Below are 16,276 nucleotides of genomic sequence, written 5' to 3' on the forward strand. Positions count from 1 at the left end.
CACCTGTCGAACAGCAATTATTCTCCTCCCTGTCATACGGATGTCATAGAAGTTTAAGAAGATAGTCATTAAAAATAAATAGTTTAAAGTCGAAACACCGACCCTTACAAGTTTTCAGGAGAAAACATGAATTTAAAGTATCCGCTATTGTTGGTAGCTTTGTATGCCTCAGCAGTGCAAGCAAATGATTTAGTTATCACCGGCGTTGTCGATGGCTCATTAAGTGGTGGCCTTCCCAAAGCCATCGAAATATTTGTTATTAATGATATCGCAGATCTTTCAAGTTGCGGTATTGGCGCAGCCAATAACGGTGGTGGCACAGACGGTCAAGAAATCACTTTTAATGCAGGAGCAGCGACAGCAGGAACGTATATATATGTTGCCTCTGAATCGGCACAATTTACTAGCTTTTTTGGCTTCACTCCCGACTATACAAGCAGCTCTGCCTCTATCAATGGCGACGACGCAATTGAGCTGTTCTGTAACGGTGTGGTAGTCGACATATTTGGCGACATCAGTGTTGATGGTACTGGAGAGCCTTGGGAGTATAAGGACGGTTGGGCGGCAAGAGTCGCCGATACTGGCCCTGATGACTCTGTTTTTCAATTTTCTAGCTGGACCTTTAGCGGTACCAATGCCCTAGACGACGAAACTACCAATGCCTCAGCAACCAACCCTTACCCACTGAAATCTTATGCTGATGAAGTTGGTGGCGGTGGCGGTGGTGGTGGTGGTGGTGGTGACGAACCTACTGGCATTATTTGCGGCAGTCCCACTCCCGGTGCTTGCGACGTGGAAAAAGTCGCTGATGCTTCAACATTTGACGCCGCTGTTTATTATGCTGCAGTACAAACTGAAGTAGATGCTAGCAGCCCAGTAAATATCATTAAAACGCTGTTGTCGGAGACTATTACAAGTCCTACCGTTCTTACATATAATCAAGTCTGGACTGCCTTATCTCATACAGATGAAGACCCGGCTGATGCAGACAACATTACTCTTTGGTACACAGGCACGCCACGTGCGAAGAACCTAAATGGTGGCGATGCAGGTACTGATTGGAATCGTGAACATAGTTGGCCTAGCAGTCATGGTTTTGGTGACAGCGCTTTTGAAGCGTATTCTGACATCCATCATTTAAGACCTTCTGATGTTGGTGTTAATGCTACTCGCGGTAACTTAGACTTTGATGACAGCGATAATGCAGTGACGGCTGCGCCCGGTAATTTTGTTGACGGTGATTCATTTGAACCAAGAAACGCAATTAAAGGTGACGTTGCACGTATGATGTTCTATATGGACACCCGTTACGAAAACTTAGGTGATTTAACACCTGATTTGATATTGGTCGATACCTTCACTGACACCGACTCAAATGCGTTAGGCAGGCTGTGTCGTCTTTGGGCATGGCATGTAGCTGATCCAGTCGACGCTTTTGAAGAAGCGCGTAACAATGCAATTTACGAATTCCAAGGCAACCGTAACCCCTTTATAGACCATCCTGAATGGGCTGCGTTGTTTTATACCACTGATGCTTGTGGTGACAGTGACGGCGGTGGCGATAATCCGGCTACCACATCAGGTGTTGTTTTTATCTCTGAATACATCGAAGGCAGCAGCTATAATAAAGCGCTCGAGTTATATAACCCTACTGCTAGCGATATCGACCTGTCAGAAGGTAACTACGTGCTTAGCCGCTACTCAAACGGTGGTACTAGCCCAACAGCGATCAATTTGACAGGCATTATTCCTGCTAATGGCACCTATGTTGTTGCCAACGGAAGGGCAAATGCTGACATTTTAAGTAAATCAGATCAGATATCTGGCAGTATTTCGCACAACGGTGACGATGATTATGTTTTGACTGCTGACGGTACAATAATTGATGCCTTTGGCCAAGTTGGCTTTGATCCAGGCAGTAGTTACGGGAGCGGTGATTCTGTTACGGCTAACAATACACTTATCCGTAACCCTGACGTTTACTCGGGTGATGTTATAGTTGACGATGCATTTGACCCATCAATCCAGTGGACAGGTCTTGGCAACAATATCTCAGACGACTTAGGTATGCATACCGTCGCTCCGCGCAATTTGTTTATCTCTGAATACATTGAAGGCAGTAGCTTCAACAAGGCTATTGAATTATATAATCCGTCTGGAGTATCAGTGGATTTGGAAGCTGAAGGTTACCGTTTAGAACGTTTTTCAAATGGTGGTACATCAGGTTCGGCGCTCAATTTGACTGGTATAGTTGCAGGCGGTGACGTATTCGTTGTTGCCAACCCTAGCGCTATTCAAGATATTTTGGATGAAGCAGATCTTACGTCAGGTACTATTTCACATAATGGTGATGATGCTTATGTACTGTTTAAAGGCGAGAATGTAGTCGATTCATTCGGTCGTGTAGGTGAAGATCCTGGTAGCCGCTGGGAATCAAATGGCGTTAGCACAGCGAATGCAACATTGGTTCGACTGAATAGCATCGGTGAAGGCGATACTATTATTGATGATGAATTTTTACCTGATGCTCAATGGATAGCATTCCCAAGCAATACAAGTAGCGAGTTAGGTTCACATCAATTTGGTGGCGGAGGTGGCGAAGAACCAGGCGATTGTTGCGACGAGACCACGCTTATTCATGACGTCCAAGGAAATGGTGATGTTTCTCCTGTAGACGGTGATACGGTTCTTATTGAAGGTATCGTGACTGCTTCTTCTTCAGGTATCAGCGGTTTCTTTGTACAAGAAGAAGATGCAGACTCGGATGCGGACCCCTCTACTTCAGAAGGCGTTTTTGTCTTCTACGAAGGTGATTTGCCAGCTGTTGGTAGCCTTGTGAAAGTGATTGGTGATGTATCAGAGTTTTTTGAACGTACTCAGTTAACGGCCACCCAAGCGCCTGAAGTCATTAGTACTGGGAACGCTGGACCTTCAGAGTCAGCCCTATCTCTACCTTTTACAAATGCAGCACAAGTTGAATCTTTAGAAGGTATGCTAGTGTCAACGTCGCAAGCTTTAGTTGTCACCGATAACTATACTTTGGGACGTTTCGGCCAAGTAACTTTGTCAACGGAACGTTTATTCGTGCCTACTAACGTATTTGTCCCTGGTTCAGATGAGGCGAATAACTTAGTAGTGACAAACGCGCTTAACCGTATATTGTTAGATGACGGTGATAGCACCCAGAATCCAGAGATTGTTGTGTTCCCCACTGGCGGATTGTCTGCGTTTAATACTTTGCGAATGGGCGATACAGTAGCGTCACTAACAGGTGTTGTTGACTTTTCCTTCGGTGATTACCGCGTTATACCTACTCAAGAGCCAACATTTGTAGCCACCAACCCTCGCTCTGGCGAACCTGATCTGAACTTAGGTAATTTGAAAGTAGCTAGCTTAAATGTGCTTAATTACTTCAATAATATTGATGATTCTGGGAGTGTTTGTGGCCCAACTGCAAGTTCTAGCTGCCGCGGTGCGGACAGTGATTTGGAATTTGAACGTCAAAAAGCAAAAACAGTGGCTGCCATTGTAGCAATGGACGCCGATATTATGGGTTTAATGGAAATCGAAAATAACGGTTTTTCTGAAGGCTCGGCCATTGCTGATTTGGTTGCAGGGATCAATGCCGTTATGGGTGCGGGTACCTATTCTATTGTTGACCCTGGCGCGGCTATAGGCTCAGATGCCATTACCGTCGCGTTTATGTATAAATCGAGTGTGGTATCACTTACTGGCGTACCACAAATTCTAGATAGCAGTAACTCTACCACTGACGAAGATGATGTACCGTTGTTTAATGATGGTAAAAATCGTCCTTCTTTAGTTCAGGAATTTGCATTGCTTGAAAATGGTGAAACACTTGTCATCAGTGTTAATCATTTAAAATCTAAAGGTTCAGGTTGTGGTGTTGGTGATGATGATACCACTACCGGTCAAGGTAACTGTAATCTGACTCGTACACTTGCTGCACAGGCGCTAAGTGCATTTCTAGAAGATCAGTACCCTGATACCGCTACGTTAATCATTGGTGATTTAAATGCTTATGCGAAAGAAGATCCTATTAGTGCATTAGAAGGAGCGGGTTATACCAACCTAGTGAATTATTTTGGTGGTGATGAAGCGTATTCATATAGCTTTAGAGGCCTTTTAGGTTATTTAGACCATGCGTTAGCTAATAATAAAGCTTTGGCTAAAGTGGTTGACGTGACTGAGTGGCATATCAACGCTGATGAGCCGATTTCTCTTGATTATAATGTTGAGTTTAAAACACCTGATAATGTCACTGATTATTACGCAGATGACGCATACCGTATGTCTGACCATGATCCCGTTATTGTTAGTTTGAATTTGAAAGCTGACTTAGTGATTGGTGACTATGATGGTGACGGCGATTTAGATCGAATCGATCTTCGCGCCATGATTGTTGCACTAAGATCAGGTGAAGTTTTAAATCCTGCTTTTGACGTGGATGGCAACGGTATTGTGACTGTTAGAGATGTGTTGTCATTAATAAGACAGTGCACAAGAGCGCGATGCGCGACTGAATAGCATTAATTTCAGTTACTAAAAAAGGCGCTTTCATAAGCGCCTTTTTTTTCTTTATAATCGTCATCCAACGACGTTAGACTATTGTTATAAATTTTGACTTAAATAAAGACGCTGTGGTAACTATTGTAACTATTGTAACTATTATTGATGTTAGATAACAATGTAGCTATCAGTAAAGTCGTATAAGTAAAACCTTATAAGTAAGCATAACTGTTAATGAACTGAGAGATTTGATGCATTTGACTTCGATTTTAATACATCAATTTTTAGTTATGATGCTGCAACGTTAATGAGTCAAGTATTTTAGGTGTATCTATTTTTTTGGTTAATGAAGTCACAGATTTTGTGGCTCTAAGGCTTGTACTTATGATGTCTGTTCAGAACGTGGATTATTTGCTCGTTTTGACTTAACAATATTAAGTTAGGGAGCCACTACATTTTTAACAGGAGATGCGCTGCGAGTTGAATTTGTTAACTCTATGTCAGCTGTTGATAAAAGCGTTAACTAAAGAGTGAACGTATCGACTCCAGCTACTCTAGGCATAGTTGCAAAAGTTGCAAAAGTTGCAAAAGTTGCTTTTGCTCGATTTCGCCGTTCAGCGTAATTTCTTAAATTATTAAAAAGGCGGTTGATACCCCTATCAACCGCCTTTAATCTATCTACTTTTTCTGTTTTTAAGCTTTTCGACTATTGATAATCAAATTCCATATCAGTCACAGCCATCAAATCTTCTGCGTCATTAAACAAGTTTTCTTTAAAACCGTTTTTTCTAGGTAACATTCTTTTCATATAAAAAGCGCAGGTATTGGCTTTGCCTTTTCTGATGGTGTCGTTGTCTGAATGCTCCGCTGTATCGGCCATACTTAACCATAGAACACCTATTAAACAATAAGAACTGTAATGCATGTAGTCATATGCTGCCCCTGACAAATCTAGAGCATTAAGTGTCATAAGTTGCTTGGACGTTTCATTCCATTCATTTAGTAGGTCATGGGCTTGAGTTTTATATTCAGCATTACCGATATTACCCACCATAATAGAGAATAACTCATAAGTACTGGCCAACATATGTCCGTTATCTCGGACCAACTTACGGTTGATTAAATCTACAGCTTGGATACCGTTAGTGCCTTCATACAACTGAGTAATACGGCTATCGCGAACCAGCTGCTCCATGCCCCATTCACGAATATACCCATGACCACCAAACACTTGAATACCTAAGTTACTCAGTTCCTCACTCATATCGGTCATAAAACCTTTACAAATAGGGGTCAAAAACTCGATTACTTGTTTGGCTTTATGGGCTCGCGGTGGCTCAGCATATTTTTCAATATCCATTTGAGTTGCGTACAACAATGATAAAGCTCTAGCGCCTTCGGTTAAGGACTTTTGGGTTAACAACATGCGGCGTACATCTGGCTGATGCATAATTGAATCAGCTTTTTTATCAGTTTGTTGAATACCTTGAGGGGAGCGCGATTGTAATCTATCCCTTGCATAGGCTAAAGCACCTTGAAAAGACGCTTCACTGATACTCAACCCTTGTAAGCCTACTTGAAAACGAGCGTCGTTCATCATGGTGAACATACAGGCTAATCCTTTATTTTCTTCGCCTATTATCCAGCCCTTAGCATCATCAAAATTCATAACGCAAGTAGGGCAAGCTTTGAGGCCCATCTTTTTCTCGATACTGCCTACTGATAAAGTATTCGCTTGTGTTATTTTCCCTGCATCATCAAGCAACATTTTAGGCACTAAAAATAAGCTGATACCTTTCACACCCGCAGGTGCATTGGGTAATCGGGCGAGGACTAAGTGAACAATATTGTCTGTCCAATCTTGGTCGCCACCTGAAATGAATATTTTGCTTCCGGTTACCGCATAACTACCATCGCCATTGTCTTTAGCTTTGCTGGTTAATAAACTCAAATCAGAGCCTGCATGTGGCTCTGTGAGGTTCATGGTGCCTGTCCATTCACCTGATATTAACTTGGGTAAATATTGCGCTTTTAGGTTATTGCTGCCATGTTTGTCTACTGCCAGTATGGCACTTTCTGTTAATACACTAATAAGTCGCCAACTAAAGTTGGCAGAACTCAGCATTTCGTGAACAGGTATAGCCATTGAATTAGGTAAATCTTGACCATCGTAATCAGCATTTCCCAGCATGGCATTCCAGCCATTGGCAATATAATCTTTGTATGCATCGGCGAAACCGTCTGGAGTGATCACTTTTTTGTCCACTAACTTACTGCTTTGTTCATCACCACTGCGATTTAATGGGGCAATTACTTCTTCAGCAAACTTGGCACCTTGATTTAATATTTCGTTGACAAGATCTTGATCATAATCTTCTAACCCTAATTTTTGATAATGTGCAGACAGGTTTAACCAGTCATGTAATATAAATTGCATGTCTTTTAATGGAGCTGTGTACTGAGGCATGTAAAGGATCTCTAAAAATCTAATATTGTAGGGATTATACCGTTATTTATAGGTTTTGGTTGCTAAAAGTCGCGTTATGACTATTAAAAGTGTTGATGTGACATTAGTCATTTTATGAATGATCGCTGCTTTTAGCCGACGTTGTGATAAGTTTATTCTAATTGATTGAACGCTTTTCGCACATCAATCAAATTGATGTCGTCTACCCAATGGTGCTGCTGTGTATCAAATGGGTCAACCAAAGCAATATTACTTGTTTTGCGTTTGGCCCACGATGGCACCGGGAATCGCTGCAATTGGCGAGAATAGTCATCTGTTAGTTTGCATGCAAAATATTGGGTTTTGTTTGGGGCAGTAAATAGTAACTTACCGACTTCAACATTTAGTCCCGTTGATTTCCAAACTGCTCGATGAGCAGTGCATTGTGCACTGGTTGATGTTTGTTGTTTATGGGTGGGTAAGTCCCAACCATCATCACCATGGTTTTTAATTACTAAGAGTTGAACGTTAGATTTTATAAGACAGGCTGCTACTGAGGGCTTAGTTTGTGTATATACTATGTTCGTTCGGCACATCGGGTCAGCGGGGACGTTTTTATTGCACCCGAATACAAAAATTGTTGCGGCTATTAATAATCTGTTCTGCAAAATGTTTCGCACACTGGTGGTATTGACACGAGTTATTATCACATCAATTTTATGATTCGCCATAATTAATTGTAGAGGCTAGTGATTTTTAATTACTTCAAAGTTCTCATTAAGTTTTATATTTACATAGGTCACCAAATGTCAAAAGGGTTAAAATTTTCTCCTCTGTTAATTGCTGTTATATTATGTTTTTGTTTAGTGGTGTTTTTGTATTTACCGAAGAACGTGTCTGAGCCAATTAAACAAGCCAATGCCACTTTAGTGAAGGTGCATCGCACTGCTGAAGAAGAGTTTGAGGTAATTGTTGAAGCTTTGGGCACAGGAAGAGCAAATGAGTCTGTACTTATAACAACACAAACATCTGATATTGTTTATAAAATAAATTTTGACGATGGTGATAAGGTCAAGGCTGGCCAAATATTACTAACATTAATTGATTTAGAAGAAAAAGCGCGATTAGCGGCGTTAGACGTTGATTTACAAGAAGCCAACCGCCAACTAAATCGAGTCACCAACCTAGCTAAAAACAATGTTGCGTCTGAACAACTACTAGACGAGCAACAAGCCGAAGTGAATGCACTCATAGCTGAAATGAATGTATTAAAAACTCAAATGCGAGCACTTGAAGTAAGGGCACCTTTCGATGGTTTATTAGGATTACGACAAGTCAGTGTTGGGGCTTTAGTTAGGCCAGGTGATGCCATTACCACCTTAGATGACTTATCTATTATTAAAGTCGATTTTAATATCGCCGAGGTTCACTTGCCTAGTTTGGCCATTAACCAAAAAATTCGTGCCACTTCCATTGCTTACCCGGATGAAATATTCGAAGGAAAAATAGTGAGTATTGGTTCTAGGGTCGACCCTGCGACACGAGCTATACAAATTCGTGCCAATATCAACAACCAAGATTTTAAATTACGCCCAGGTATGTTGTTACAAATAAATTTACAGAAAAAATTATTAACTACTCTGGTGCTTCCTGAGGCCAGCTTAGTTCCAGTAGAAGAAAAACATTTTATATTTGTAGTTAACGATGGTGTAGCAACAAGGAAACAAGTACAGATAGGTTTACGTAAGCCCGGTATTGTACAAATTGTATCGGGATTGAAAAAGGGTGAAGAGGTCGTGATTGAAGGAGCTCTCAAATTGAGAGATGGATCAAAAGTTAACGTTCTGAATGCCGATGAGATAGATGATTTAGGTGAGATAAGGGAGTAGATTATGTTTCTTTCAGATGTCGCAGTTAAACGTCCTGTTTTCGCATCGGTTGTTAATTTGTTACTAGTGGTCTTTGGAATAGTGTCAATTAGTTTACTGTCATTACGCGAATACCCTGATATCGATCCTCCCATCGTCTCTATTAATACTAATTATCCAGGTGCTTCAGCATCAATTGTAGAAACCCGTATCACACAGTTAATAGAAGAGCGCATTAGTGGCATCGAAGGTATTAAAAATATTGAATCCAGCAGTCGTAATGGCCGCTCATCTATCAGTATTGAATTTGACTTATCAAGAGATATTGATGCAGCATCGAACGATGTCCGAGAAAGGGTTAGCCGAGTATTAAACAACCTGCCTGACCAAGCTGAACCACCTGAAGTGTCTAAATCCAACTCAGACGAGGACGTCATCGTTTGGTACAACTTACGCAGCGATAACCTATCAGTCATGGAATTAACAGACTATGCAGATAGATTTGTTGTTGACCGTTTATCGGTTGCAGAAGGTGTTGCTCGTGTGCAATTAGGCGGTGGCCGAAGATATGCAATGAAGGTGTGGTTAGATAGAAACGCTATGGCTGCTCGAGATATTACTGTTACTGATATCGAGAATGTAATACGTTCTGAGAACGTTGAATTACCCGCTGGTGAAGTGGAATCTATTGACCGAGATTTTGAAGTCCGAGTGGCCAGAAGTTTTCTTAGTCCTGAAGATTTTGCGAATCTAACCGTAAAGGCAAGCGCCGATGGCTATTTAGTTAAATTAAAAGAAGTCGCAAGAGTTGAGTTAGGAGCTGAAGACGACGAAACGGAGTTTCGTGGTGGCGGTGTAAACATGATTGGTTTAGGTATTGTTAAACAATCAAAGGCTAATACACTGGAAGTGGCAAGAGCCGCAAAAGCTGCAATTCAACTTATCGAACAGACGCTGCCAGACAATATTTTTATTGTTCCAAGCTATGACTCCTCGGTGTTTATTGAAGCGTCAATAAATGAAGTGTATGAAACCTTAGCGATTGCTATTTTGATGGTAGTGTTAGTTATTTATGTGTTTTTAGGTAATATTCAGGCGACGCTTATCCCCGCAGTCACGGTACCTGTGTCTTTGGTTTCAGCTTTTATTGTTATGTATGCGCTGGGCTTTTCGATTAATTTATTAACCTTGTTAGCAATGGTGCTAGCGATAGGTTTAGTGGTAGATGATGCCATAGTGGTGTTAGAAAATATTTCTCGACGAATAGAAATGGGCGAACCACCCATTTTGGCTGCCTACCGAGGGGCAAGAGAGGTCGGTTTTGCGGTAATTGCAACAACATTAGTTTTAATTTCTGTGTTTGTACCCTTAGTATTTTTGCAAGGTAATATTGGACGATTATTCACTGAGTTTGCTTTGGCTATCGCTGCAGCTGTGGCTTTTTCTAGCGTTACTGCCTTAACATTGTCACCGATGATGTGTTCTAAGCTGTTGAAAAAACGTACAAAACCTTCAGGATTTGCATATTGGGTGGATACCAAGTTTAGAAAAGTTGAACAGGGTTATTTCAACGGCTTAGGCACCACGCTACATCAACCTTGGTTGATGAGTTTACTAGTGATTGGCAGCATAATAGCCTTGTTTAAACTCGTCCAAGTTATACCCGGTGAATTTGTACCTAAAGAAGACAGAGGCAACTTTTTCATACTTATGCAAAGTGCAGAAGGCTCAAGTTTTGAGAGCAATGCCGCCAATTTGAAAAAGATAGAACACATACTGCTACCTTACACAGAAACAGGTGAGGCTAACCGTATTATTGTTCGTACTCCTGGTTTTGGTGGCACTGCCGGTATTGCTATTGTAGGCACACCTATTGGTCCAGATAAAACAGGGTCGACCTTCGATTTAATGGATGAAATCAGCGGAAAGTTAGTGAATATCCCAGATGTTACAGCCTTTGCGGTGATGAGAAGTGGTATTGGCGGGCGTGGCCTTGGCCGACCGGTGCAATTTGTGTTGCAGGGAAATACTTATGAAGAGTTAGTAAAATGGCGAGACATTGTATTAACCAAGGCCAGAGAAAACACAAACTTGATCCGGATTGATTCTGATTATAAAGAAACTTGGCCTCAACTGTTGGTCAATATTGATAAGAACCGAGCCGCAGATTTAGGCGTATCAATTAGTGATATAGGTCGCACACTTGAGACCATGCTAGGTCAAAGACGTGTATCAACGTTTCTTGATAAAGGTCAAGAATATGATGTGATCATGGAAGGTTGGGAAGCCGACTATCGAAGTCCTTCGAGCATTGAGAATATTTATGTGCGTTCGTCTCAGTCTAATCAACTAATCCCCTTAGACAACTTATTAACTGTAAGTGAAAACGCTACCTCATCAAGGCTCAACCGATACAATAGAATGCGCAGTATTACTATCAGTGCCAACCTTGCTGATGGTTACACTGTAGGTGAAGCATTAGAATATTTACGAAGTATTGTTGAAACTGAATTGCCTGACGAAGTGGCTATCGATTACAAAGGTGAATCTCAGCAGTATCAAGAATCAGGCGGCTCAATCTTATTTATTTTCGCATTAGCTCTGGCTATTACTTATTTGGTTCTAGCTGCGCAATTTGAAAATTGGATCCACCCTTTGGTTATCATGTTAACGGTGCCTTTGGCTTTAGTTGGCGCGTTTATCGGTTTATATTTTTCTGGGATGACTTTGAATATATACAGCCAGATAGGACTGGTGATGTTAATTGGCTTAGCTGCCAAGAACGGTATTTTAATTGTTGAGTTTGCCAATCAATTACGAGATGCGGGAGTGGAGTTTGAAGAGGCGCTTCGTAAAGCGGCAACACAAAGGTTACGGCCTATTGTGATGACCGGTTTTACGACTATCTTTAGTTCGCTACCATTGGTTTTAGCCACAGGTGCTGGTGCAGAGAGCAGAACAGTGATCGGCATGGTGATATTCGCAGGTGTGACAGTTTCAGCTTTCTTAACTTTGTACATTGTTCCGACTGCCTATTATCTACTTGCTAGGAATACGGGGTCACCTAATGCGCGGACTAAACAAATAGAAGATTTAGAAATTAGCATGCCTTATCGTAAGGGCGATGATAGTTAACAGCTATAGATTAGTATTTGTGGAGCTTTGTTGATTTTTGATGATGTTGGTTAGTCCAAACTTATATCAGCAATCAAGAGGCAAAGTATTACCATTGCTACGAACCATATTAGTAGGGCCATGATATTAGTTTTAGATAAAGGACTTAGCTGACGGACAAAAAGCCCTTCCTTTTGTCCGTCGCTGAACACCATGTAACTCAATCCAGTAACAACCAACGTACAAATAAAGCCACTCACATTCCACCAGAACCAAAACACCATTGGCATGAAAAGCCATAGGAATACGTTGACCAATACACCACAAACAATGCCCAGATTAATATGATTAGAGGTGATGTGTTGAGTGCAAGTGGCAACTAAAAAAGTGGCTAAAACAGGGCCATAAAAAACCGAACCCACCTTGTTAATAGCTTCTATGATTGTTGGAGCGATATCGCCTGCAAAAAAAGATAAAGTGAGAGTGATAAATCCCCAAAACAGTCCAGCAATTTTTGCCGCTTTTACTGATGCACTGGGTGATAACTTATTCGCTGATAAACGACAATAATCTTCTACTGAAACTGCGGATAAGCTGTTTATTGCCGAGCTAAGAGACGACATGGCAGCAGCTAAAATAGCCACAAGCAATAGTCCTAATACACCATTGGGTAAATAATTAATGATAAATATTGGCATTAACCAATCTGGGTGTCCAGTAGGTATTTGTGCCATAAATTCTGGGGTATGCACAGCTAAAGTCCCTATTACTAGACCTGCTGAGCAATAAATTAGAGTAATCGGAAACCGTAAAAAACTTGCCGCTAAAATGATTTTTTTGAGGTCGGTAACACTTCTAGCAGATAACGAACGTTGGGCTTCGGATTGGTCACAGCCATAATATGATGCGTATAAGATTATACCGCCGAACAACATAGGCAATAGACCAAAGCCCTCGCCATCAAAGCCATTTGATGCGGTTTTGAGGGTAGTGAGTCTTTCAGTATCGACAAGCTGAAAAAATTGTTGCCAGCCACCTATATGATACAAACCAAACCCCAAGCAAACCAGCGCACCTATAACAATTAAACACATTTGGGTGGCGTCACCATAAACAACTGCTTTCATTCCTCCTTGTAAAGAATAGATGATGGTGATCACACCAATCAGCCCAACACTTTGCCAAAAAGCTAGACCCATGGTGCTTTGTAAAATAAGAGATATAGCATAAATCATAATGGCAGTGGCAAATGAACGACTTATTTGAAACACAATACTGATTAAAAGACGTGTTGTTTGACTAAAGCGTTGCTCAAGAAAATCATACACACTCAGCACCCCTGAGCGATATAATGCGGGCAATATCCAATAAAGTAATAATAGCATAGCCAAAGGTAAGGCTAACTCGTAAGACAACCACACCATGCCACCACCTTCTCGCAAACCAACAAATGCAGGTGCCGAAATAAAGCTTACGGCTGACAATTGAGTCGCCATGATAGACAAAGACAAAGGTTTCCAGCCAAGCGAACGGCCTGCTAAAAAATAATCTTGTTTTGATGCTTGTTTACGGAACACAAACCCCATCAGCAATAAACCAATCAGGTAAATAGCGACTATCGCATAATCTAGACTATTCATTAACTAAACTGCTCATAACTTACACTATCCTTATGCGTACCTAACACTCGATATTGATTTACCATACAAAATTTTACAGACAAAAAAAAGCCTTAGTATTCTTTAAGGCTTTTATTCAAATTTTAGTTTTTTGTTTGTTTATCTGTCTTAGAAATCTGTTGTGACTTTAAACCTTTGAGCTAACGCAGTTTGCATAGTTCTTGGTGAAGTGCAGTGAATGAAATTTACGGTCCTATTTACGGTCCTATTTACGGTCATATTCACGGTCATATTGAGCAGTGATGAAAAATGATATAAATTCGGACTCATAATTTGTTATTAATATTGTTTGTCTATGCGCACAAAGCTATTCGCTAAATAAATCATACGGATTTTATCTTGTGCTTGAAACCGCATAGCTGGGTCAAAATCTTGAACCACCATGTACTCACCATCATTATCTGTACTGATCATCAACTCAACTAATTGAATCGTTACCTGTTTGGATTGTGATGAACTGTTATTGGCCATCGAACCGCCTAACATGGCACCTAATATAGTACTCAGGGCTCTGCCACTTCCACTACCAAATTGATTACCTATGCTGCCACCAATTAGCGCACTACCAAACACTTTCCAATCTTGATTGCGGTCTTGTGTTAATTCTGATTCAGTTATTTGACGTACTGAGGAAATACTACCAAAAAGTACTTTTTCAACTGGAACCGCCTGATTACGGTCATAATCTGCAGAGGCTTTGGGCATATACACTGCCAACAGTATAAGAAAAACTAACAGTGCCTTCATACATCTATCCTCACGATCGGTTAATGTTTGCAAATTTACAAACTCATAACAAAAATCTAAACTTACCAGCCTAATAATTGTTTATTACTAGTTTTACGAATTTCAGTTTCATCTGCCCATTCAACTAAGCCGCTTTCTAGGTCCATTAAGCGCATAGTAAATTTGTAATACACATCTGATTTATCTGCATTAGTTTTGACTATGCTGGCTAAGTTGCCATACAACATATACTCAGCACCCACTTGTTTACCAAATTGAACTGCTTTGCTTGGGTTGACTAAGTCACTTTCATTTTGATAGCTGAGCTGTTCACGCACTGTATTCACTTTCGTCATATCCACAAAGCGAAACTTGCCGGAACGTAATAATTGGGTTGAAATTGAATCAGTAAGTGATTCGGTATCAATATGTTCACTGGTTTTATTCTTAACAGTATCAACAAACACAATGGGACGCTTATTAGCCGTCATAGTTCCGACTACTGGGGATTGAACGAGTGAATCCGTCATCTGATCAGCAATCTTTTGCAGATCAGTAGAACCAAAATTTATATCAGTGGTTTCAATTGCGTTAGCATCACCATAACTCACTATCGTCTTATTAGCACAACTCGTCAGTAGACTTATTGATAACCCTATGACGCTCACTAGAAGTAATTTTTTCATTAATTTATCCTTTATTCATACGCTATCGGTCTTTTTGTTTATCGCAAAACAAGCGACTCGTTTTTAAATAATACTGATTTGTATTTGGGCACTATAGGCATCGATATCAATGGCGACAGCAATCAATTTTAATCTCTATTTTAAACTATTATGTTGAAAGTCAGTTTGTCTTAGATCAGCCCACATCAAAGTTGAGTAACCTTATGACTTTGAAAGTTTCCAATAGTTGTAAAATTTATCAAACTAATACGCTTAGCCAAGATATTAACTTCAATCAACTTGGTTTTACCAGCAAGGTGAATTTCTATCGTTTGTTTGCCTGGAGGTAATGACAACCGTAATATTTGCACTTCATCGGGTAAGGTTAACCAACTTCGTGTATCAGCTTGTTCTGAAGCAACGTTATACAGAACGGCAAGTATATTGCCAACATCGCCCCCTTTTTGACTCATAGTATTACGTAACTTTTCTTTTGCTATTAATCGCAGGGCTTGGCGTGTAACTAAACTAGGCATTTGATCTTGTAATTGTTTAGAAGCAACAGATTGTAGTCTTACAATTTGTTGCGATGTATAAATTTTTTCAGCTAGATTGATTGTTACGGCTGGATAATTTTTAAGTGGACCATTATATACAGGTAAAGCAAAACTATAGAATCGGGGCTGATTAACACCATTAAATATTGGCAAGTCAATGGAGATTTCTTGTTTGGGACTAATCACACCGTTTTCGAGTAAAATAACCAATTCTCCACTATTGGTTATTTTAGATACTTGGTAAGACCCGTATTTAGCTGTAAATAATGCAAGGTCATCTTTCATACCAAGTTGGGTTGCTAGGCGAAGTACATCCTGTTGCAAGTAATGATTGTTTGGGTAAATCTCCAATGCACGTTTGTAATCAATATAGGCATCATTATCCTGTAAAACGGCTTCATACAATAAACCTGACAAATAAAAAGTATAAGCATTTTGGAAACCGTTTTTAATATCACCTATCATTGCTGACATAGACGGATACACCTGGTCTAAAGATTTTTTATCAAAGTTCAAACTGCTTTTATCAAGATCTTGCTGATTTTCTATTAAGGCATTCTCTTGCACTAAGTTTGCGCGGCGTACTTCAACTAACGCGCCTTCAAGCTCGCCTAAAAACAAGTAATTTAAGGCTTGATAAGTGTGCAGCATGGTTTGCTCATAACTTGCAACTTTGTAGGCAATCACATTG

Annotated in this window: 9 protein-coding genes; 3 read left to right on the forward strand and 6 right to left on the reverse strand. The window is 40.4% G+C overall.

Going from position 1 to position 16,276, the window contains the following annotated elements:
• The first annotated feature begins 126 nt into the window (after window positions 1-126).
• Complete coding sequence (locus QZ562_RS13830) at window positions 127-4,548, forward strand: ExeM/NucH family extracellular endonuclease (protein ID WP_293761143.1); 4,422 nt, start codon at window positions 127-129, stop codon at window positions 4,546-4,548.
• Between the two features lie 688 nt (window positions 4,549-5,236).
• On the opposite strand, the gene QZ562_RS13835 is transcribed toward QZ562_RS13830, so the two are convergent.
• A complete protein-coding gene (locus QZ562_RS13835) occupies window positions 5,237-6,997 on the reverse strand; it encodes an acyl-CoA dehydrogenase family protein (RefSeq protein WP_293761147.1) in 1,761 nt (586 codons plus the stop codon).
• Between the two features lie 152 nt (window positions 6,998-7,149).
• Window positions 7,150-7,707: a hypothetical protein gene (locus tag QZ562_RS13840; protein WP_293761149.1), complete on the reverse strand. Its 558-nt coding sequence runs from the start codon at window positions 7,705-7,707 to the stop codon at window positions 7,150-7,152.
• A 75-nt stretch (window positions 7,708-7,782) separates the two neighbouring features.
• Here QZ562_RS13840 and QZ562_RS13845 point away from each other — a divergent pair, with 75 nt between their 5' ends.
• Window positions 7,783-8,865, forward strand: coding sequence for an efflux RND transporter periplasmic adaptor subunit (locus QZ562_RS13845; RefSeq protein ID WP_293761151.1), 1,083 nt, complete (start codon window positions 7,783-7,785; stop codon window positions 8,863-8,865).
• Between the two features lie 3 nt (window positions 8,866-8,868).
• A complete protein-coding gene (locus QZ562_RS13850; protein WP_293761153.1) occupies window positions 8,869-11,979 on the forward strand; it encodes an efflux RND transporter permease subunit in 3,111 nt (1,036 codons plus the stop codon).
• Between the two features lie 50 nt (window positions 11,980-12,029).
• Here the strand turns inward: QZ562_RS13850 and QZ562_RS13855 are convergent, their stop codons facing one another.
• The 4 genes from QZ562_RS13855 to QZ562_RS13870 form a co-directional block, all read right to left on the reverse strand.
• Entirely contained in the window at window positions 12,030-13,598 is a 1,569-nt protein-coding gene (locus QZ562_RS13855) for a sodium/solute symporter (protein ID WP_293761156.1), read from the reverse strand.
• A gap of 318 nt (window positions 13,599-13,916) precedes the next feature.
• The gene (locus QZ562_RS13860) at window positions 13,917-14,384 is read right to left on the reverse strand and encodes a glycine zipper 2TM domain-containing protein (RefSeq protein WP_293761159.1); all 468 of its coding nucleotides are present in this window, start codon (window positions 14,382-14,384) and stop codon (window positions 13,917-13,919) included.
• Between the two features lie 62 nt (window positions 14,385-14,446).
• Window positions 14,447-15,049 carry a penicillin-binding protein activator LpoB gene (gene lpoB, locus QZ562_RS13865; RefSeq protein WP_293761162.1) on the reverse strand — a complete coding sequence of 201 codons (603 nt, stop codon included), beginning with the start codon at window positions 15,047-15,049 and terminating at the stop codon, window positions 14,447-14,449.
• A 185-nt stretch (window positions 15,050-15,234) separates the two neighbouring features.
• Window positions 15,235-16,276, reverse strand: a 1,042-nt coding sequence (locus tag QZ562_RS13870) for a hypothetical protein (RefSeq protein WP_293761165.1), incomplete at its 5' end; no start/stop codon positions are given.

This window comes from uncultured Paraglaciecola sp. (assembly GCF_913058035.1).
Taxonomy (GTDB): Bacteria; Pseudomonadota; Gammaproteobacteria; order Enterobacterales; family Alteromonadaceae; genus Paraglaciecola.

Coding starts and splice junctions, on each gene's coding strand:
- QZ562_RS13835 (WP_293761147.1), bottom strand. CDS start 6,997: ATGCCTCAGTACACAGCTCCATTAAAAGACATGCAATTTATATTACAT.
- QZ562_RS13845 (WP_293761151.1), top strand. CDS start 7,783: ATGTCAAAAGGGTTAAAATTTTCTCCTCTGTTAATTGCTGTTATATTA.
- QZ562_RS13860 (WP_293761159.1), bottom strand. CDS start 14,384: ATGAAGGCACTGTTAGTTTTTCTTATACTGTTGGCAGTGTATATGCCC.
- QZ562_RS13840 (WP_293761149.1), bottom strand. CDS start 7,707: ATGGCGAATCATAAAATTGATGTGATAATAACTCGTGTCAATACCACC.
- QZ562_RS13830 (WP_293761143.1), top strand. CDS start 127: ATGAATTTAAAGTATCCGCTATTGTTGGTAGCTTTGTATGCCTCAGCA.
- lpoB (WP_293761162.1), bottom strand. CDS start 15,049: ATGAAAAAATTACTTCTAGTGAGCGTCATAGGGTTATCAATAAGTCTA.
- QZ562_RS13850 (WP_293761153.1), top strand. CDS start 8,869: ATGTTTCTTTCAGATGTCGCAGTTAAACGTCCTGTTTTCGCATCGGTT.
- QZ562_RS13855 (WP_293761156.1), bottom strand. CDS start 13,598: ATGAATAGTCTAGATTATGCGATAGTCGCTATTTACCTGATTGGTTTA.